The organism is Crassaminicella thermophila (assembly GCF_008152325.1).
GTDB lineage: Bacteria > Bacillota > Clostridia > Peptostreptococcales > Thermotaleaceae > Crassaminicella_A > Crassaminicella_A thermophila.
This window is the reverse complement of record NZ_CP042243.1, coordinates 230,234-252,140: the sequence shown is the minus strand read 5'-3', so window position 1 is coordinate 252,140 and position 21,907 is coordinate 230,234. Positions and strand designations below refer to the sequence as shown.

At 32.0% G+C, this 21,907-nt stretch carries 17 protein-coding genes; 1 reads left to right on the top strand and 16 read right to left on the bottom strand.

Translation table 11 applies throughout. The features are described from left to right. Positions 1 to 54 precede the first annotated feature (54 nt). The 8 genes from spoVT to purR form a co-directional block, all read right to left on the bottom strand. Entirely contained in the window at positions 55 to 606 is a 552-nt protein-coding gene (spoVT, locus tag FQB35_RS01130; protein ID WP_148808154.1) for a stage V sporulation protein T, read from the bottom strand. A gap of 144 nt (positions 607 to 750) precedes the next feature. Continuing rightward, positions 751 to 1,704 carry a peptidylprolyl isomerase gene (locus FQB35_RS01125; protein ID WP_148808153.1) on the bottom strand — a complete coding sequence of 318 codons (954 nt, stop codon included), beginning with the start codon at positions 1,702 to 1,704 and terminating at the stop codon, positions 751 to 753. A gap of 43 nt (positions 1,705 to 1,747) precedes the next feature. Then, positions 1,748 to 5,275, bottom strand: coding sequence for a transcription-repair coupling factor (gene mfd / locus FQB35_RS01120; protein ID WP_231701835.1), 3,528 nt, complete (start codon positions 5,273 to 5,275; stop codon positions 1,748 to 1,750). A gap of 75 nt (positions 5,276 to 5,350) precedes the next feature. Then, positions 5,351 to 5,908 (bottom strand): aminoacyl-tRNA hydrolase, encoded by a 558-nt coding sequence (gene pth, locus FQB35_RS01115; protein WP_148808152.1) that lies wholly within the window; start codon positions 5,906 to 5,908, stop codon positions 5,351 to 5,353. Between the two features lie 91 nt (positions 5,909 to 5,999). Next, positions 6,000 to 6,947 (bottom strand): ribose-phosphate diphosphokinase, encoded by a 948-nt coding sequence (locus FQB35_RS01110; RefSeq protein WP_148808151.1) that lies wholly within the window; start codon positions 6,945 to 6,947, stop codon positions 6,000 to 6,002. A gap of 17 nt (positions 6,948 to 6,964) precedes the next feature. After that, positions 6,965 to 8,344: a bifunctional UDP-N-acetylglucosamine diphosphorylase/glucosamine-1-phosphate N-acetyltransferase GlmU gene (gene glmU / locus FQB35_RS01105; RefSeq protein WP_148808150.1), complete on the bottom strand. Its 1,380-nt coding sequence runs from the start codon at positions 8,342 to 8,344 to the stop codon at positions 6,965 to 6,967. A gap of 246 nt (positions 8,345 to 8,590) precedes the next feature. Beyond that, complete coding sequence (gene spoVG / locus FQB35_RS01100) at positions 8,591 to 8,857, bottom strand: septation regulator SpoVG (RefSeq protein WP_148808149.1); 267 nt, start codon at positions 8,855 to 8,857, stop codon at positions 8,591 to 8,593. A gap of 100 nt (positions 8,858 to 8,957) precedes the next feature. Next, positions 8,958 to 9,773, bottom strand: coding sequence for a pur operon repressor (purR, locus tag FQB35_RS01095; protein WP_148808148.1), 816 nt, complete (start codon positions 9,771 to 9,773; stop codon positions 8,958 to 8,960). Between the two features lie 241 nt (positions 9,774 to 10,014). Between purR and murC the strand changes: the two genes are divergently transcribed. After that, positions 10,015 to 11,409, top strand: coding sequence for a UDP-N-acetylmuramate--L-alanine ligase (gene murC, locus FQB35_RS01090; protein ID WP_408625486.1), 1,395 nt, complete (start codon positions 10,015 to 10,017; stop codon positions 11,407 to 11,409). Between the two features lie 17 nt (positions 11,410 to 11,426). On the opposite strand, the gene FQB35_RS01085 is transcribed toward murC, so the two are convergent. From FQB35_RS01085 to FQB35_RS01050, 8 genes are all read right to left on the bottom strand, one after another. Beyond that, a complete protein-coding gene (locus FQB35_RS01085; RefSeq protein WP_148808146.1) occupies positions 11,427 to 12,578 on the bottom strand; it encodes a hypothetical protein in 1,152 nt (383 codons plus the stop codon). A gap of 144 nt (positions 12,579 to 12,722) precedes the next feature. Next, positions 12,723 to 13,685: an LCP family protein gene (locus FQB35_RS01080; RefSeq protein WP_148808145.1), complete on the bottom strand. Its 963-nt coding sequence runs from the start codon at positions 13,683 to 13,685 to the stop codon at positions 12,723 to 12,725. Between the two features lie 307 nt (positions 13,686 to 13,992). Next, the gene (gene hutH / locus FQB35_RS01075; RefSeq protein ID WP_148808144.1) at positions 13,993 to 15,519 is read right to left on the bottom strand and encodes a histidine ammonia-lyase; all 1,527 of its coding nucleotides are present in this window, start codon (positions 15,517 to 15,519) and stop codon (positions 13,993 to 13,995) included. A gap of 17 nt (positions 15,520 to 15,536) precedes the next feature. Beyond that, a complete protein-coding gene (ftcD, locus tag FQB35_RS01070) occupies positions 15,537 to 16,412 on the bottom strand; it encodes a glutamate formimidoyltransferase (protein WP_148808143.1) in 876 nt (291 codons plus the stop codon). Then, positions 16,393 to 16,992 (bottom strand): cyclodeaminase/cyclohydrolase family protein, encoded by a 600-nt coding sequence (locus FQB35_RS01065; protein WP_231701834.1) that lies wholly within the window; start codon positions 16,990 to 16,992, stop codon positions 16,393 to 16,395. Before FQB35_RS01065 ends, ftcD begins: the two co-directional genes overlap by 20 nt. Positions 16,993 to 16,994: 2 nt before the next feature. Further along, positions 16,995 to 18,284 carry an imidazolonepropionase gene (gene hutI / locus FQB35_RS01060; protein WP_148808142.1) on the bottom strand — a complete coding sequence of 430 codons (1,290 nt, stop codon included), beginning with the start codon at positions 18,282 to 18,284 and terminating at the stop codon, positions 16,995 to 16,997. Between the two features lie 142 nt (positions 18,285 to 18,426). Beyond that, entirely contained in the window at positions 18,427 to 20,157 is a 1,731-nt protein-coding gene (locus FQB35_RS01055) for a urocanate hydratase (RefSeq protein ID WP_148808141.1), read from the bottom strand. 359 nt (positions 20,158 to 20,516) lie between these two features. Further along, the gene (locus FQB35_RS01050) at positions 20,517 to 21,830 is read right to left on the bottom strand and encodes a Na+/H+ antiporter family protein (RefSeq protein ID WP_148808140.1); all 1,314 of its coding nucleotides are present in this window, start codon (positions 21,828 to 21,830) and stop codon (positions 20,517 to 20,519) included. Positions 21,831 to 21,907: the final 77 nt, after the last annotated feature.

Here is a 21,907-nt window from a genome sequence, read left to right as displayed (position 1 = left end):
CACAAAAGTAGTAGCCATTGGCTACTACAAAATATCCTATGTATTATTCCTATTTTATTGTTCCATCTGTTTTCCTAAGAAATTTGCAGCTGTTTCTGCTACTTTTAATTCTAACTCTCCTAATGGAACATCCTCTTCTTTGGATAAAATAACAACAGCTCCAATTGAATCTCCTTGTGAAACAATCGGTGCAATTACTTGAGAAGTATACTTTTGTTCATCTGCCCCATCACTTGTTAATGGATAAACTTTTTCTTTTTCAGTAATTACTAAAGATTTCTTACCTTCCATTGCTTTTTCAAAAGCCTTGCTTACTCTTTTTTCTAAAAATTCTTTTTTAGAGGCTCCTGCTACAGCTATTATTATATCCCTATCAGCTATAATTGCAACTTGCCCTAAAGCATCATTTAATGATTCAGCATACTCAGTTGCAAATTCCGTTAACTCTCCAATTGGAGAATATTTCTTTAGTATTACTTCTCCATCTCTATCTGTAAATATTTCTAATGGATCTCCTTCTCTTATTCTTAATGTTCTTCTTATCTCTTTAGGAATTACAACTCTACCTAAATCATCAATTCTTCTAACTATTCCTGTAGCTTTCAATTTTTATTCCCTCCTAGTCTGCTTGTTGCAACAATTCTATTGAAAAATTACTAATGTAAACTTATTATTTTACTATTATTCTTTTTTTATACATGCATGGAAAATTTCTGAACATATAAAAAAATAATCTGTGCTGCGCACAGATTATTTTATGTTTTCTTCAAATCTTTCAATTTTTAAATCTTCTTTTATTTGTTTCAATTTGTCAACAATTGCATTTTGAATCATATCCATTCTTATTTCTTCTTTCACATCTTCAAATGTTATTGCCATTCCTTTAATAATATGATATCCAAACTGTGTCTTTACAGGTTCGCTAACTTCTCCATCTTTTAAAGAAAAAGCAACTTTTTCAAATTCTGGAACCATCATTCCTTTTGGGAATACACCTAAATTCCCACCTTGTGCAGCAGATCCTGGATCCTTTGAATATTTTTTTGCAAGCTCTTCAAAGTCTTCTCCTGCCTTAATTTTTTTCAATATATCCTTTGCCTCTTCTTCTTTCTCTACCAAGATATGGCTTGCTTTTGCTCGATCTTTAGTATATTTTTCTTTATGCTTTTCATAATACTCTTCAAGTTTTTTATCTGTTAAAGCTAATTCCTCTATAATTTTTTGATGAAACTTATTCATATACAAATCCATTTTCATTTGATTCTTTATAAAAGCTTCATCTATGCCATTTTGTTCCAAAAATTCTTTCGCTTCTTTTTTATTTTTCATTCCTTCCATATATGCTTCATACTGCTTTTGGATTTCTTTATCATCTATATTTATATTTTGATCTTTCATATATTTTACAACAGCTTCTTCATCGATCATTTGATCTAGAACTTTTTCTTGAACCGCTTGTAGATAAGTTTTACCACCCATATCTAAACTCCAAATTTGATCTCCATATTGATCTTCAATGGTTTTTTTAATTAAAGTTAATTTTTTATTATATAAATCTTTACTTATTACTTTATTTCCTATTTTTGCAACTGCATCATTTGAATTACTACTTATCTTACTACTTTCACACCCTGCCGCAAAAAGCATTGTAACTGCTAAGATAATCACAAAAAAGGTTTTTGCTTTTGTTTTTATAGAATTCACAAGATCCTCTCCCTCGTATATACATATTTCTTCCTAAACTTCATTATATCTGAAATTCAGTCTTATTAAAACCACTAATTTTTTCTAGGAAATCTTTTATCTCTTTTAATCTATTATTATAAAAATAATACGTAAATCTTATATAGGGATTTGCACTAGCATTTATATGGATTCTATTTCCATAAAGTCCTATCATTTCACTAATGAGCATAGGATTCATTCGACTTCCTTTATCAAATTCCAATTTTACATGGGTATCTGTTTCTGATATGTGCACAATACCAAGTTTTTGTGCCATTGCTTTAATGTATGCAATAGAAATTAAGTTCATCACAGGCTGTGGTATATTTCCAAATCTATCTTCTATTTCTTCTTCTAAATCATAAGCATCCTGTTTATCTCGAATAGAAGCAATTTTTTTATAAATCTCTAGCTTATGACTTTCATTCATAATATATTTTTCAGGTATAAATGCATTTACATTAATTTCTATATTTGCCTCTGTTATTTCCTCTATTTGTTCTCCCTTCATTTCTCTCACTGTATCTTCTAATAGTTTACAATATAGGTCATATCCAATAGCCGCCATATGCCCATGTTGTTCACTTCCTAACAGATTTCCTGCTCCTCTTATCTCAAGATCTCTCATAGCTATCTTAAATCCTGACCCAAACTCAGTAAATTCTTTAATTGCTTTTAATCTTTTTTCTGCAACTTCCGTCAGTATCTTATCTTTTTGATAAGTAAGATAAGCATAAGCTAATCTATTAGATCTTCCAACCCTGCCTCTTAACTGGTATAATTGTGAGAGACCCATTTTATCTGCATCATAAATAACTATAGTATTTACATTAGATATATCTAAGCCTGTCTCAATAATTGTAGTACAAACTAAAACATCATATTCTCCATTCATAAAATCAAGCATAATATTTTCTAATTGTCTTTCACTCATCTGTCCATGTCCAACAGCAACCCTTGCCTCTGGAACTAAATTTCTTATTTTAGCAGCCATTTGCTGAATTCCTTTTACTCGATTAAATACAAAGAAAACCTGTCCTCCTCTTCCTAATTCTCTTAAAATTGCATCTCTTATAATCTCCTCATTGTACTCTAAGACATAAGTTTGTACTGGATATCTTTCCTCAGGAGGATCTTCAATAACACTCATATCTCTAAGCCCGATTAACGACATATGCAAAGTTCTTGGAATAGGTGTAGCAGTTAGAGTTAATACATCTACATTTTTTCTAAGCTTCTTCAATGCTTCTTTATGCTGCACTCCAAATCTTTGCTCTTCATCAATAATTAACAATCCCAAGTCTTTAAAAACAACATCTTTCGATAACATACGGTGTGTACCTATAATAATATCCACAACCCCTGCACGTACTTTATTGATGATTTCACTTTGCTGCTTATCTGTTCTAAATCGGCTTAACATTTCTATTGTAATTGGAAATTGACTAAACCTTTGGACAAATGTATTATAATGCTGTTGTGCAAGTATTGTTGTAGGTACTAAAAATGCTACCTGCTTTCCATCCATAACACATTTAAAAGCACCTCTTACTGCCACTTCTGTTTTCCCATATCCAACATCCCCACAAAGTAGGCGATCCATTGGAACACGCTTTTCCATATCCATTTTTACTTCTTTTATACATCTAAGCTGATCCGGCGTTTCTTGATAGGGAAAACTATCTTCAAACTGCTTCTGCCAAGGCGTATCTGGTGAAAAAGCATGTCCTTTTGTTGTTTGACGGATTGCATTTAATTTTAACAAATCTTTTGCCATATCTATAATAGCGCCTTTAGCTTTTGCCTTTGTTTTCTTCCATTCTGTACCACCTAATTTATTTAATTTCGGTACAGCTCCATCAGCACCAATATATTTTTGAACCATATCCATTTGTTCAATAGGAACATATAATAGATCTTCACCAGAATACTTTAATTTTAGATAATCCTTTTTGGCTCCTTGTACTTTTAATTGTTCTACACCTACATATTTTCCTACTCCATGATTTTCATGAACAACATAATCCCCTATTTTTAAGTCCATAAATGATTTGATTGGACGAGCATCTTTTCTTTTCTTAGAAACTCTTTTCTTTTTTGCTGTGCCAAAAATTTCATCTTCTGTAATAACCAAGAATTTATTGCTATAATATTCAAATCCTTTTGTTAAATTCCCTTGAAGGATAAAAACTTGACCTGGTTGAATAATGTGATTCACTTCTTTAAAATAAATAGTTTCAATCCCTCTTTCTTTTAAACTTTCTTCTAATCTTTTTGCTCTTTCCTCTGTCCCGCATAATAAAATCGTTTTATATCCTCTTAATTTCCAATTCTTTATCTCATTTGAAAACATGTCCATTTTCCCATGAAAAGATTGTGCCATTCTAGAAGTAAAATTCACAATATACTCAGGGACAAACATAGGATTGTTCTTTGGCAGGCTACTTAAAACAAAACTGTGTTTTTTCTTCAATTCAAACAAAAAATCTTCATAAGGAGCCATAAGGAAAGCTTGCTCTGGTAGTACTTGCCCCTTTTCTAGCAATCCTTTAAAAGATTCTTGAAGTTCTTTATATGCAGTATCTGCTCTTTCTTTTATCCTAGATGGTTCATCGATGAAAATTAAAGCATTCTCTTCAAAATAATCTATCAAAAATTGATTATCAGGATAGTAATAATTTAAATAATTTTCAAATCCTTGGGGATAATTTTGAATCTCTAACGCCTCTATTAAGTGATTTATTTTTTCTTTTAATCGATCGTATGCTTCTCCTTTTGTTTTTTTTGAATGTTTTTCAAAATCAGCTTTTATTTTTTCAATAGCATTTTTCTTTAAAGAATCATTTAATAATATTTCTTGAGCTGGATATAAAAACACTTCTTTTAGCTTTTCTATAGACAATTGTGAATTAATATCAAAACTTCGGATAGAATCTATTTCATCATCAAAAAGCTCTATTCTGTAAGGATTTTCAGAAGTGACTGGAAAAAAATCTATAATTCCACCTCTGATACTAAATTGTCCTTTTGCTTCTACCATATCTACTCTTTCATATCCTAAAAAAACAAAAGTAGATATGATTTTTTCTAATTCAATTTTTTGTCCATAGCTTAGCTTATCAAAGCTTTTTACAAATTCTTCCTTTGGCATTAGTTTATGGAGTAAACTTTCTATAGAAGCCACAACTATACATTTTTCCTTACTAGCTATTTTAATAATTATATTTAATCTTTCTTCAAAGTTTTGGTGACTATGAGCATCATAATTGTAAAATACAAGTTCTTTTGCAGGATAATTATAACTTCTATTTTCTGTAAAGAATTTCAAATCTTCATAAATTTTTTTTGCTCTATACGTATTATGCGTTATAATCAAACATTGTCTATCATAAGACCTATTTAAAGCATACACAATATGTGGAATCTGTGAATCTATTAATCCATGTACCATAGTAGGACTTAAATTCTTATCTAAGCTATGCTGCAACTGCTCATATTCCTCTAGCCCTGTTAATCCTTGTATAAATACATTTTGCTGCAAAATTCTCACATCCTTTTATTGGTCGCAACACCATAAGCCCAGATTATAATCTGGGCTACTTCTTAAATATAATAAATTTTCTTATTAACCATTATATCTATTCATTGCTATATCTATTCCATCTTTTATAAAAGTTTCTACAGCCTCTGCTGCTCTTTTTATAGACAAAGCAATTTCTTCTTTTTCTTCTTTTGAAAATTTTCCCAATACAAAGTCTGCTAAATTTCCATAAGTAGGCTTACCTATCCCAATTCGTATGCGTGGAAATTGATCAGATTGGATTTCATAAATAATAGATTTCATACCATTATGTGTCCCCGCACTTCCTTTTCTTCTAATCCTTATCTTTCCTACATCTGTATCAATATCATCATATATAACGATTAATTCATCCATATCTATCTTGTAAAAATTTACAATTTCTAACAAGCTGCGTCCACTTAAATTCATGTAAGTTTGAGGTTTTACAAGCATAACTTTCTTATTGTTAATAAACCCGTCTCCTACTACTGCTTTGTGCTTTACCTTATTTATGCTTATATTATTTCTATAAGCTAAATAATCTATTGTATCAAATCCAACATTATGCCTTGTCCCTTCATATTGTTTTCCTGGATTTCCTAGACCAACAACTACAAGCATTTTTCGCATCCTTTCTTTTTTATACTGTTTCTAGCTTATTATACCATATTTTCTAAATATGATAAAAAGTGGAGAGATTCTCCACTTTTTATTAATCAAAGAGTTTACTTACAGAAACATTTTCATATATTCTTCTAATTGCTTCTGCAAAAATAGGTGCTACAGATAAAGTTTTAATGTTGTCTAATTTTTTCTCCTCTGGCAGCTGAATCGTATCTAATATAACAAGTTCTTTTATCACTGAATCTTTAATACGTTCTATAGCTGGTCCTGATAAAACTGGATGGGTACAACATGCATATACTTCTTTTGCTCCAAAATCCTTTAGTGCTTTTGCCCCTTGTGTAATAGTTCCTGCTGTATCAATCATATCGTCTACTAAAATAACATTTTTTCCTTCTATATCTCCAATGATATTCATTACTTCTGAAACATTTGCTTTTGGTCTTCTTTTATCTATAATAGCAATAGGTGCATCTAAAATATTAGCAAAATTTCTAGCTCTTGTAACACTTCCAAGATCTGGTGATACAATAACTAAATCTTCTAACTGAAGCTTTCTAAAATGTTCTACTAAAATAGGTACCCCTAAAAGATGATCTACTGGTATATTAAAATACCCTTGTATTTGTGCAGCATGTAAATCCATTGTAAGTACACGATCTGCTCCTGCAGAAGTAATAAGATCTGCCACAAGCTTTGCAGTAATCGGATCTCTTGCCTTTGCTTTTCTGTCTTGTCTTGCATATCCATAGTATGGCACAACAGCTGTAATTCTACCAGCTGAAGCTCTTTTTAGTGCATCAATCATGATCAATAGTTCCATCAAATGTCTATTTACTGGCGCACAAGTAGACTGTACAACAAAAACATCAGCACCTCTTACTGTTTCATTGATATTAACAGAAATCTCTCCATCACTAAAGGATCCTACTTCTGCATCTCCTAAAGTTACTCCTAACTCTTCACATACTCTAAGTGCTAAATTTCTACTAGCGTTTCCAGCAAAAACCTTAATCTCTTGACCATTAATATTCATTTGTAATCCTCCCTAAATTAATCTTTTTTCAATAAACCTTTTCTGTCTACCCATCCAGCTATGTTTTTTTGTTTTCCTCTTGCTACAGATAATGCCCCTTCTGGAACTTCCTTTGTAATTGTAGATCCTGTTGCTATATATCCTCTTTTCCTTACTACAACAGGAGCTACTAAATTTACATTACTACCTACAAAAGCATTATCTTCTACAATGGTTTTATGTTTATTTTTTCCATCATAATTAACAAATACTACACCACAACCTATATTTACATTCTTTCCAACTTCTGCATCTCCAATATAAGCTAAATGAGATGCTTTTGATTCATCATCTATTGTGGAGTTTTTCACTTCAACAAAATCTCCAATTTTTACTTTCTTTCCCAATTTACTATTTGGTCTTAAATAAGCATATGGACCTATGCTGCATTGCTCATCTACAAAGCTGTCTACAATTGTTGAACTTTGAATTTGTACTCCTTCTTTGATAATGCTATTTTCAATACGACAATTATGCCCTATAATACAATCTTCCCCAATCTCAGTATCTCCTCTTAAGATAACTCCTGGATAAAGAACTGTATCTTTGCCTATTTTTACATTTTTTTCTACATAGGTATTCTTCGGATCAATTATTGTTACTCCATCTTCCATAAGCTTTAATAAAATCCTTTCTTGCATCACTTTCTCTGCTTCAGCAAGCTGGACCCTTGAATTGACTCCCATTATATCTGTATTATCTCTAAGCTTATAAGCTCCTACTTTATAGCCTTCTCTGTTTAATATCTCAATAACATCTGTAATATAATACTCTTTTTGCTTATTTTCATTTGTTAATTGCTTTAATGCTTTTTTTAATAATTCTGCATCATAACAGTAAATCCCTGAATTAATTTCTTTAATATTTTTTTCCTCTTCACTTGCATCTTTTTCTTCTACAATCTTTAATACATTACCATTCTCATCCCTAATAATTCTTCCATACCCTGTAGGATTTTCAAATTCTGCAGTTAAAACAGTTGCTTGAAAATTCCCTTCTATATGAAAGTTTATTAGCTTTTTAACTGTATCTCCCTTTATTAATGGAGTATCTCCATATAACAACAATACGTATCCTTTATCTTGAATAAGATTTTCTGCTTGCATCACTGCATGACCAGTACCTAATTGTTCATTTTGAAGAGCAAATTCAACATCTCTATGTTCTATTGCTTTTTTTACTTGTTCTGCCTCATGGCCTATAACTACGATTTTCTTATTTGCATTTACTTCTTCTGCTACATCAATTACATGCTCTACCATTGGTTTTCCACAAACTGTATGTAAAACCTTTGGAAGCTTTGACTTCATTCTCGTACCTGCTCCTGCAGCTAATATAACAGCAGTTATATTATCCATCTACATCACTCCCTATTATACATTATTTTTATAATTAATTGGTGACAAAATTTTTGCTTTTTCTGCTTATTATGATAAACTTACTTTTATATATTCTTCTTTTCATACCATATCCGTCATTTAGTATATCATTTTTTTTAGTAGACTAAAAGGATTCCACAAAAACAAAACCTCTTTGAACTAAATAGCTATAAATGCCATTTCTTCAAAGAGGTTTTTAACCTTCATATATTAAATTTTTATGCTTTATTCCTGCTCATTTTTTACTTTTTCATATTCAGTAAATATCTTTTCTTGTAACTTCGCTCTAGTTTCTGAATTAATAGGATGTGCAATATCTCTAAAATCTCCTTCTCCTATTTTTCTACTAGGCATAGCTATGAATAATCCGTTTTGTCCTTCGATAATTTTTATGTCATGTACGACAAATTCGTTATCAAAAGTTACTGATACAATAGCTTTCATCTTTCCTTCGTCACTAATCTTTCGTACACGTACATCAGTAACCTCCATATTCCTCACCACCTTCCCAGTCTCAACTTACGAGCTTATTATCATATTCTCCAATTTTTCAAAATTTCCTCCTTCTGTTTTGTAAAAATTTAGAATCTTTTTATATTAAATATTCATTTGGATATACATGAATCGTTTTGCTTTTTTCATCAACTTTATCTAATATAAGCAATGGAACATAATCTTTTACTATTTTTTCTTTTGGTTCTTTTGTTGCAATCATTACACCAACCCCTACTACATTTGCATCAAATTCATTCATCATATCCATCATTCCTTTAGCTGTACCTCCAGCTTTCATAAAATCATCAATAATAATCACATTAGCACCATTTTTTATTGCTCTTTTTGATATAGACATAGTCTGAATCTTTCCTGTTGAACCAGATATATAGTTGATACTTACTGTAGATCCTTCTGTAACTTTGCTATCTCTTCTTAGAATTACTAATGGCACATTAAGTGCATTAGCTGTCATAATTGCTATAGGGATTCCTTTTGTTTCAACAGTTATAACATAGTCTACTTCTTGATCCTTAAACTGAGTAGCAAATATTTCTCCCAATTTTCTAACAATAGTAGGATCGTAAATAATATCTGCCATATATATAAAAGCCCCTGGAATAATTCTATCTGGTTTTGAAAGTTTTTCGCATATATCTTCTAGTATTTCTTTGTTTTCTCTTCTACTTACTAAAGGAATATATTTTACCCCGCCTGCTGCACCAGGAATCGTCTCTATTCTTCCTAACTCTAAATCCTCCATAAGCCTTTTGGCTACAACAATATCTTCACTAATACTTGATTTTGCAGCATTAAATTTATTTGTAAAATAACTTAAAGTAAAAATCTTATTAGGATTATCACAAAGAATTTTAATCAAAGCTCCAATTCTTCCATTTCTCTTTATTTTCATCTTCTTTACGCTCCATTCCGAATCTTTTTTGTTATTTATATTAATTTTATTCGGTTTATAACAATTATTCAACGGGTATTTTTTCTTTTTCTCTTTTTCAGAAATTATTTTATGATATAATTTGACTATATTTTATATTGAATACTTTTGTTTTTTGGAAAATATATAATAATGTATGAATATGATAAGAATAGAACAAAATCTTAAATGTATTTAAAAAACTGGAGGAGAATTTCTTATGATTCATTTTGATTTAGACAAACATGATATCAACCATATACATTTCATTGGTATTGGTGGTATAAGCATGAGTGCTATTGCTGAAGTACTCCTTACCTTTGGCTATAATGTATCTGGTTCTGATATGAAATCTTCTAAAATTACTGAAAAGCTCTTAAAAAAAGGAGCAAAAATCTTTATCGGTCATCATGAAGACAATTTACATTCTTGTGACTTAGTTGTTTATACAGCTGCAGTAAAAGAAGATAATCCTGAATTACAAAAAGCAAATAAACTAAATATACCCGTTATATCAAGAGCTGAAATGTTAGGACTCCTTATGAAAAAATTTAAAAGTAGCATTGCTGTTTCAGGAACTCATGGAAAAACAACAACAACATCTATGATTTCTCTTATTTTAGAATATAGTGATTTTAATCCTACAATCCTTGTTGGTGGAGAATTAGACCAAATTGGAGGAAATGTTAAAGTTGGCAGTCGTGACTATTTTGTTACAGAAGCTTGTGAATATGTAGGAAGCTTTTTGAAATTCTTCCCACACATTGGCATAATCTTAAATATAGACGCAGATCATCTAGATTATTTTAAAGACTTAGATCATATCATAGATACATTCACAAAATTCGCTTCGTTAATTCCAAAAAACGGCTTCTTGATTGCATGTAAAGATGATAAAAATGTTCAAAAGATATTGCCAAAGCTTAACTGTCATATCCTTACTTATGGCTTAAATAATTCTTGTAATTATTGGGCAGATAACATTCAATTTAATGATAGAGGACATCCAAACTTTAATGTATTCTTTAATAATAAATTTTTAGGTAAGTTTGAATTGAGTATCCCTGGTAAGCACAATATATATAATGCTCTAGCTTCTATTGCTTGCTGTCATAACTTAAATGTCCCTGTTGAAAAAATAATCAAAAACCTAAAAGCTTTTAAAGGAACACACAGAAGATTTGACGTACTAGGTAAAATAGATGATATAACCATTATAGATGATTATGCCCATCATCCTACGGAGATAAAAGCTACCTTAGATGCAGCATCTAAACTTCCTCACAATAGATTATGGTGTATATTCCAACCTCATACTTATACTCGTACAAAAGCACTCCTTAATGATTTTGCTTCTTCTTTCGATCTTGCTGATAAAATTATTATTACAGATATTTATGCTGCAAGAGAAAAAGATACTGGCCAAATTCATTCAAAGGATCTAGTAAAAGCCATACAAGCTTACCATAAAGATGTTTCATATATGGATACTTTTGAAAAAATAACAGCTTACATAAGAAAATATGCACAACCTAATGATCTTGTATTAACAATGGGTGCAGGAGATATATACAAAGTTGGAAAAATGTTATTAGAAAAAGATAAAATAAAAGGTTAAGGAGATCCCTTAACCTTTTATACACCTAATCCACTTTTTATTGTTTCACCAATTCTTTTACTATAATAATTTTTTCCATTATACTTAATATAATCCTCAAATACTTTTACTTCTATAATATCCCCATTAACTGTAAATTTTATATCATATAGCAAAGGTCCAAGATCCTTAACTTCTTTAGTTTCTTTCTTTTCTGCCTGAATAATCCATCTTGCAATTTCTATATTGTAGTAAGCATCATCTTCAAAATCATATATATTTTCCATATCATCCACTAAAATATTTGTTGCCTTTAATAAACGCTTAAATTCGCTAGTTTTTTCATTAAACTTTACAGAATATTTTTTATGAATATAGTCCCATAGCTTTACATCATATCGATAATATGCATAACTATCTGAAGAATCTAAAAGCAGTACTTCTTTATTAATAAGATGTATTTTATAAACTTTATTATCCTTTTGTATATGGATATCATAATCTGGATAACTGCTAGGAACCCCTATCACTTCATTTTTATCAACAGGAGATAATAAATATAATTTTTCTAATAAATTCTTTATTCCACTTTCATTTAATATCCACTGTTTTTCTTCATCCTTAGCCTCAATCCATATTATTTGAGGATTTTCAAATAATTCGCAAGCATTATATTGATTCATAAAAACAGACTCTATTTCTTTAGTAAAGGATGCTAACTTCTCTTTATCTGTTTCAAAAACTTGCATTTTGCCTTGCATATCATCAATTATTACATATTTTTCATTTACTTTTATCTTAACCTTTTTATTTTTTATATGAACAGCATATAAATAATTACTATATTGACTTGTATCTTGGGTTGTTTCAATAGATTCCATTACTAGCTTTAAATCTAAACTTTTTAAGTATGAAAAAATTTTATCTATATCCTTATCATTAATCTCTACAATATCATTTGACCCTAAAGAAGATTCTAAATATACTTCATCTGCATCATCTAATATCTCTTTTATACTCATTAGTGGCTTCTCTTGTATATTCTCTTTTGTAACTTTATCTGTCAATTGTTCTACGACTTTTTCATCTTCTCTTTGTGGTTGAAAAAAAATAAAAAAAGTAACCATTCCACTTACTAAAGCAAGAAGAATAAAAGCTCCAAAAAGAACTCCCATATTTCTTTTTTGCATTTATCTTCACTCCTAAACATTGTGTCTAAAATATTATTCTACATTCTATAGAAAAAACCCTTCTAAAGCAATATAGTTTTATTATTTCCAATTTATAGCATTTTATCTATATGCATAAACATCAAAAGAGCAGCATCCTAAATGCTACTCTTTTCCTCTGCTATATATTTCCTTAATTAAATTTTCTACTTCATCCTGATCATGTAAGAAATAGGATAAGTGATTTTGATTAATTGGTCTTCCTGGAAGAGAATAAGCTTTTAAATTATCTCTTGTCATACCTACAGCATTTTTTGCCATAATTGCCATATCAGGTATAGAAATATCTGTTTTTACATACTTCATAACTGTATTAGCAACAACTGGAAGCCTAAAGCTTAATGCTTTTCCTATTGCCGCATTAATAAACTGCTGTTGTGCTTTTATACGCCCTAAATCCCCATCTGGGTATCCTCCTCCATTATTGCCCTTTCTAAATCTTAAAAACTGTATTGCATGTTTTCCATCAAGAACTTGTGTTCCTTTTTTTAAATGTATATGCAAAGGAGGATTTGCATAAGGATCATCATAATCCATATTCATAGGAATATTTACCTGAACCCCTCCTAATGAGTTTACAATTCTTTCTACTCCTGAATAAGTTACCTTCACATAATGATCAATAGGTACTCCACCTAATACTTTGCTTACAGCACGCATAGTCCCTTCTATTCCTTCATCTCCATAAACAGCGTTTATTTTTTTCTCATCAGCAGCACTATATCCTTTTCGTGCATAATAGGTATCTCTTGGTATAGATACTAAATCTAAATTTTTACTTTCAGGATCAAAACTAGCAAATACTATCGTATCTGTTCTTGGTCCCTCCATACCTAATAACAAAATATTAATCCTCTTGCTTTCATCAATAAGCTTTTCTAATTCGCTCTTTTCTTCTACTGGTTCTTTATTACTATCCACAATTTCTATAGGTTCCTTCTTTGGTTTATCACTTACAATCACATCCGTAGCAGGATGATAAAATTTAGAAAAAGCCCATAACCCTGCCCCCATTGCTACTATAAAACATGCAAAAGCAATTGCAAATATTTTTAAAAAAGTTTTCATGATATTCTCCTTTCAGAGGTTCTTCTGAAACCATTGTATCATAATCATTTTACTTTACAATTTAAAATTATATTACAAAATCTATATATATGGAATAGGCTTTAATTATTTTGTAAATATTTCCTTATGCCCCACTAATAAAAACATCCTAAAACCTATAATAGTTTTAGGATATTTTTATATGTTAATTTTATTCTAACTTGCACCTAAATATACTTTTATTATTTCGTTATTACTTTTAAAATTTTCACTTGCTGTATTGGTTAATTGGGTAAATCAAAAGGATAATCCTAATTATAGTTTTACACTATTTTAGTTCTCCAATCTCTTCTTCTACTGCTTTTACAAGTTCATGGCTAGCAACGAGTTTATAACATTCATGCATATCTATGTGGAATACTCTATCATTTTCAACTGGCTCTACATACTCTCTTACCTTAGCATAAGCTACTTTTGTACCTTTACCTAGCTTTTCTTTTGCTCCAAATTCAATAGCTTGTGCAGCTGTCATTAATTCTATTCCTAATACATGCATAACATTATTCAGTATTTCTCTTGATTGCCTTGCTGAAATAGATCCCATACTTACATGATCTTCTTGATTTGCACATGTTGGGATAGAATCTACACAAGCTGGATGTGCTAATACTTTATTTTCAGATACAAGTGCAGCTGCAACATATTGAGGAATCATAAGCCCATCATTGAGCCCTCCATTTTTCACCAAAAATGCAGGTAACCTACTCAATGCTGGATTAACAAGTCTTTCAATTCTTCTTTCCGCTACATTTGCTAATTCTGCAATAGCAATGCTTAAAAAGTCAAATACTAATGCCATTGGCTGTCCATGGAAATTCCCTCCTGAAATTACTTCCTTATCCTCTGAAAAAATCAATGGATTATCTGTAGCAGAATTCAACTCTATAGTTACTTTTTTAATCACATAGTCAATAGCATCTCTGCTTGCACCATGAATTTGAGGTATACATCTTAATGTATAAGCATCCTGTACTCTAATTTCCCCTTGTCTAGTTGTTGATTTACTTCCTGCTAATAAATTTAGCATATTTTGTGCACAATTTATTTGTCCTTCATGAGGTCTTACTTCATGTACTCTCTTATCATAAGCATCTACAATTCCGTTAAGAGCTTCTACTGTCATTGCAGCACTAATATCAGAAAGCTTAGCAACCATTTTAGCATCATATGCAGCTAATGCACCTACAGCTGTTAATACACATGTACCATTAATTAAAGCTAATCCTTCTTTAGCTATTAACTCAACAGTCTCAATCCCGGCATCCTTCATAGCCTCGAAGCCTTTCATACGCTTACCTTGATAGAAGGCTTCTCCCTCTCCTAACATTACTAAAACAATATGTGCCAATGGACACAAATCTCCACTTGCTCCAACAGATCCTTTTTCAGGAACAACCGGATGAACACCTTTATTTAACATTTTAATCAATACATTTAACGTACTTAATCTTATACCTGAAAATCCCTTTGCTAATGCATTTACTCTAAGTAGCATTGCAGCTCTTACAATTTCTTCAGAATAAGGTTTCCCAACACCACAACAATCACTGACAATCAAATTCCTTTGCAGCTCTTTAGTTTGATCTTTTGATATAAGTACATCACTAAACTTTCCAAATCCTGTAGTAATTCCATAGATCACCTTTCCCTCTTCAACAAATTCATCAACTGCTTCTCTAGATTTACTCACTCTTTCTATTGCTTCTTTCGCAAGCTCAACTTTATAATTTTCTCTAGAAACTTTTACAAGATCCTCTAATGTTAAACTATTCCCATTAACACAAATTACTTTCATTCACATCTTCCCCCTAGTTAATAATAAATTTGTTCCATAGAAAAATCATGTACCTGGAGATAATGCTTAAGTACTTCCTCTAACGCCATAAGAGGAACAGGCCCAACTAGCTCAGCTCCATCTATTAAAACTCCATAGCGGGTAGCTTCAGATCGAATTGTTTCCATAACTCTAGGAATAGGTGTCTTTTCGTAATTAACTAGATTCATAGATACCTGAACCATTTTCTTATCTTCTAAACTAAGGGCAATTGCTCTAACATATTTGTATCCCCCTGTAGCCCCTCTAACTGCTTTCACAATTTTTTTCCCTATTTCTATATTCTCCGTTTTTAGGTTCACATTAAAAGCAACTAAAGGGAACCGAACTCCTGTAACGGTAGCACCACTTTTAGGAACAAACTCATGTGGTCCTTCATCTGGTTCCCATTCTGGATTCTTCATTTTTTCTGGTAGAGCTTCATATTGTCCTTTTCTTATTTTTACTAAACTCATTCTCTCTGGTTTTGTAGCCGCATCTTCATAATAGTATACAGGCACTCCTAGGCCTCCTAGAAACTTACCAAATTCTCTAGCAATTTTAACAGCCTCTTCTGTAGTTATGTTCTTAACAGGAATAAAAGGAACAACATCTACTGCCCCCATTCTAGGATGGCTACCTTCATGCTTTGTCATATCAATTAATTCAATTGCCTTAGCAGCAAGTCTTTTTGTTGCTTCAAGTATAGCATCTGGCTCACCTATGTAAGTAAAAACAGTTCTATTATGATCCTTATCAGAATCTAAATCAATAAGCCTTATATCTTCTTTTTCTAAAAGAGCTAGTTTCACTTTTTCAACTACATCTAAATTTCTACCCTCACTAATATTTACTTCAGCCAATAAACTCTTCATAACCTTCATTCCTTCCTTTAAAATCTTTCAATTCTTGTATATAATTTTCAAATTCAGACTTTATCTTTTGATCTTTAATTAGCAAAAGATTAGCTTTAATATTTAAAATACAACCCCTAACACCTGCATCAGCCAACATAATTGCTTCAGCTAAATCTGATGCAGCATTAGGATTAGAGTTGTCTTTTAACGCCATTCCTAATTGGTATACATGTTTACACATAAACCCATTGTTTTTGGGAACGGTTGCAGCTGCAATCCCTCCATTTTGAATGGCAGCTAAACGTTTCTTTTTTTCTTCTTCCGTTGATTTTGGAAGAGCATACGCATCTTTTATCTTACAAAATGCTTTCTCATCTTCCTCAGCTCCAAAAATTAATTTTTTCGCTAACTGATCTGCTTCTTTAGAAATCTCATGATACTTATCTACAGTAAGTCCATAATCTTTCTTTGTAGATAATTTTGCAACCATTGCTATCATTCCCGCTGCCATTGCACCCGCCAGTGCTGATGCTGCTCCCCCTCCAACTGTAAAATTATCAGAGTCCATTACCTTTTCTAGAATTTTTACTCCAGACACAACTATACTCCCTCCTTCTCCAATTGTACAAAAGATTGATCTATGTTATTCTCTACAACGATTTTTCCTCGTTTTATTACTTTCTCTACAAGATTTACTCCAAGCCGATAGATAACATCCTCATAAGTAGATGCATGCCAAATCTGAATATCTGCCAGTTTCCCTACTTCTAATGAACCTCTATCCTCTTGCAGATTTAAAGCCATTGCACCTCCAATTGTAGCAGCCCTAAGTGCTTCTTCTGGACTCATTCCATGTTGACGGCATGCAAGCATCATTACAAATTGTAGAGATATATTAAAGCATCCTGGACAACAATTGGTAGCTAATGCCAATGTCATGCCTTCTTCGATCATTGGCCTAGGATTAAAAGGTTTTGGATGTCTTACTGCAAAATCTATTGCTGGAAGCAATACTCCTGGAATCTTTGATTCAGCTAATTTTGCCATTACTGATCTTGGTGTATAATTCAAATGATCAGCGGATATCATTTTCATTTCCGCTGCTAGATCCGATCCTCCTATATAGGAGTATGCATCCGTATGAATCTTAGGCTCTAGCCCCGCTTCCCTTGCTGCCTGTAAAATTTTTCTAGACTCTTCTATTGTATAATGACCATCATCACACCAAACATCACAAAACTGTGCTAATCCTAACTCTGCTACCCAAGGAATCATTTCCCATATTAGCATATGAATATATTTATCTTTTGGAATATCCTCAGGCCATCCGTGCGCTCCTAGAAAAGTCGATACAATATCTATTGGAAAACTATCATTTAACTTTTGATTAATTTTTAACATTTTTATTTCAGACGATGTAGTAAGCCCATATCCACTCTTACTTTCTACAGTAGTCGTTCCTGCACAAAGCATATATTTTAATCTTTCTTGAGCAGCATCAAATAACGCTTGTTCTGTCATATCTCTTGTCATATCAACTGTAGCCATAATCCCTGTCTTAATTCCCCTCTTCTTTAAAACCTCTAGATCATTGGTAGTCATACGAGCAGCATATTCTTTTACACGAGACCCTCCAAAAACAAGATGGGTATGACAATCTATAAAACCTGGTAAAACAATTTTTTCGCTTCCATCAATCACACAATCTTCATCATATTCTACAACACTTTCAACCTCTTCCTTTGTCCCGACAGCTACAATTTTTTCCCCTGCTATGGCAATCCATCCATAATCAATTTTTCCAATTAAATCCTTTGCTTCTTCTTTGCAGGTTAAAATCTGTTTACAATTGGATATTACTAAATCTGCTCTTACTTTGTTCCCATCCAATTTTAATCACTCCCTTATGAATACAAGCTTCCTTTTGAAGATTTAATATTTTTCTATGTACAATAAACTAAGTTGTACCTTCCAATTATCCACTCCTAAGATGATTGAAAGGTACAAGCATAGTATCAATTATTATATATGTTTATTCACATGTACTTTCAGCAAATTTCAAATCATCGGGCCCAAAAGTTACTTTATCTGCAGGCTCCCACCATAGTGGAATCTTAATACTTTCATTTGTTAATTTTCCTTTTCCATTTGCAACATCTCTTGCTATTTCATATCCTGCTTGTGCATGTCTTACCACTCCAATTCCTGAGTCAGTTGTCATACATGCTTCTAATCTGAAGGTTGCTTCGTCTGTTCCATCTGCAATCATTGTTACTCCTGTATGTACTGCTTCTCCCATTGAATAATTTGCTTGAATTGCTATAAGATCACACATTCCTGCGCAGTTTAATAATGCATTTAAATATGGCCAATCAGAAATTAAATCTCCTCCATCTTTCATATTTTCTGATTCAAATGTTGGATTTACTATTGATCCAGAATCTAAGTTATCTCTTGAGAATGCTACCGGCCCTGATAGTTCACCCTTCTTAATTAATTCGTTTACTGCTAATGCAAATCTCTTTCTTTGCCCAAATCCCATATAGCAAATTCTTGCTGGAAGTGCTTCTATTGGTAAGTGTTTACGTGCTAATTTGATCCATCTTTCTACTAGTGGGTCTCCTTTACAAATTTCTAATGCTAAATCATCTGTCTTTCTAAGGTCTTCAGGATCTCCTGATATACAAGTCCACCTAAATGGTCCTCTTCCTTCACAAAATAATGGCCTAATATATTCTGCTACAAATCCTGGAATTGTCATTGCTTCTTCTTCTGGCATCCCTGCATCTCTACATTCCTTACGAATACTTGTTCCATATTCAAATACTTCTACTCCCTTATGGAAGTATGCATTCATTGCTCTTAATTGTCTTTTCATTGTTTCACGTGCTGCTTCTAAATATCCTTTCCGATCTCTTTTTCTAAACTCTTCTGCTTCTTCTGCTGTATAACCTGATGGAATATACGAAATTGGATCATGACATGGGCACATCTCACTGATAATATCTGGCATAAACCCTTTTTTGTATGCTTCTTCAAATAAATCTGCAGCATTTCCTACTACTCCTATTGCTAATGGTTCTTTCTTAGCAGATGCTTCTTTCGCCATTGCAATAGCTTCATCTAATGAGTATACGATTTTATCCATATAATTCTTTTGCATACGTCTTTTGATGATTTTTTCATCTGCATCTACAACAATTGCAACTCCACCATGCATTTTCATTGCCCAACTTTGGTTTCCTCCCATTCCTCCTGCTCCAGCAGTTAGATAAATTTTTCCTGTTAAATCATTATTAAACTTCTTAATTGCTATAGCTGATAAGGTTTCAAATGTTCCTTGTATAACACCTTGCGTTCCTATATATTCCCAAGGAGCTGCTGTATATTGTGCAAACATCGTAAGATTTTTATCTTGTAAATCATAGAATGTCTCCCAATCTGCTTTCATAATATTTGTGGTTGCCATAACTACTGTTGGTGCTAATTTATGGGTTTTAAAGATTGCAACTGGCATTCCAGATTGTACTACTAATGTCTCGTCATCTTCTAATTCTTTTAATGACTTTACGATAGCATGATACGACTCCCAGTTTCTCGCACACTTTCCTATCCCACCATAAATTACAAGTTCTTCTGGTTTTTCTGCATTTTCCATATTATTCTCAAGCATTCTTAAGATTGTTTCTTGCCTCCAACCTTTACATCTTAATGTTGGACCTCTTTGTGCTTTTACCTCATACAATATCTCTGGTTTTGACATAATAGTTTCCCCCTTTATTATTTAAAGTTCCATCTTATGCCATATATATAAGCAAAGTGTATGCCAACTTTATTTCTTTTGCTTTTATTTTCTTAAAATTTGTATGAATCTTCATTTTATTTTGAATGCTTAGAAATTAATATTATTTCTTCTCTACATAATGTATAAAATTTATACTACACCTGTCCACTGAAGTAGCATTTCTCTATTGTAGAAAAAATATATCCTGTATAATTTTTATACATATTTTTATGTCTTAAGGGAAATTTCAAAACTCCAGTTTTAAAGTTTCTTATAAATTATAAACAATAAAAAGGAACTCTTTAAATAAGAATTCCTTTTTATTGTTTATAATGTTCTTAGAAGATTACCGCCCCTATAATTCCAAATATAACAAGGGGTACATTATAGCATAAGAAAGTAGGTACACATGTATCCCAAATATGATCATGCTGTCCGTCTGCATTTAAACCTGCTGTAGGCCCTAATGTGGTATCTGAAGCTGGAGATCCAGCATCTCCTAAAGCTGCAGCAACTGCTATTAAAAGAATAGTTGCTTTTACGCTGAATCCTAAAGCAGATGCTAATGGACAATAAATAGCCGCAATAATAGGTACTGTTCCAAAAGAGGTCCCAATTCCCATTGTTATGACAAGCCCTAGTAAAATCATGATAGTAGCAGCAATAAATTTACTTCCTGCCATCATGCTCGTTGCTGCTTCTACAAGTGCTTCTACACCTCCAGTTTCTCTCATAACAGCAGCATATCCTGATGCAACTAACATTACAAATGCAATAAGCCCCATAAGTTTAATTCCACCATGCATCATTTCCTCAATATCGTTCCACTTAATAGCACGTGAAATTAACATAACCAAAAGACCACCCATTGCACCAAGAGGCATAGATCCCCATTTTAATTGAATAACTAATGCAGCTACTCCAGCTACTAATGTTGCATAGTGTTTTCCTGTCACTTTTATTTCTTCTTGATTATCCAATGAAGCCGCTGTCTCATCAATGGCCTTATCTAGCATATTGTACTCTCTAGGTTTGCTATATACAATCAAAGCAATCACTAATCCTGTAAGCATTGCAAGGCCAGCTACCCAGTTAGCTCTCCAAACCATTCCAGTACTTATTTCCATTCCACTAAGTCCCATTTGATCTCTAATAATATTGTGATAAATCAATCCATATCCAACAGGTAATGTAATATATGGAGCTTTTAAACCAAAAGCCAATGCACAAGCAGCAGCTCTTCGATCCATCTTCATTTTATTCATAATCGCTAACAATGGAGGTATAAGGATTGGAATAAAAGCTATATGTACAGGTATAACTGTTCCTGATAAACATGCTACAAAAGCAATAACAAGTAATAATACAATGCCTTTTCCTTTGATTAATTTTGCAATTTTTAATGCTAATATATCAGCAGCACCAGTTTTTGCAATAGCTGTAGCCAATGCCCCTAATAGTATATAACTCAAAGCAGTCTCAGCATTACCTCCCATTCCACCTACAAGTACTCCCATAGTATCTCCAAGAGACATACCAGCTACGAATCCTCCTATAATTGCTGCTACAACTAATGAAAGAATAACATTTAGCTTTAACAAACACAATATTGTCATTACAATAACAGATAATACAACAGGATTTGTTAACATAAATAATCCTCCTTATATTTTTTGTCTCTGAATGAAAATTTCAGAGAATTATTACACAAACTCCCTCCCTTCGTCTT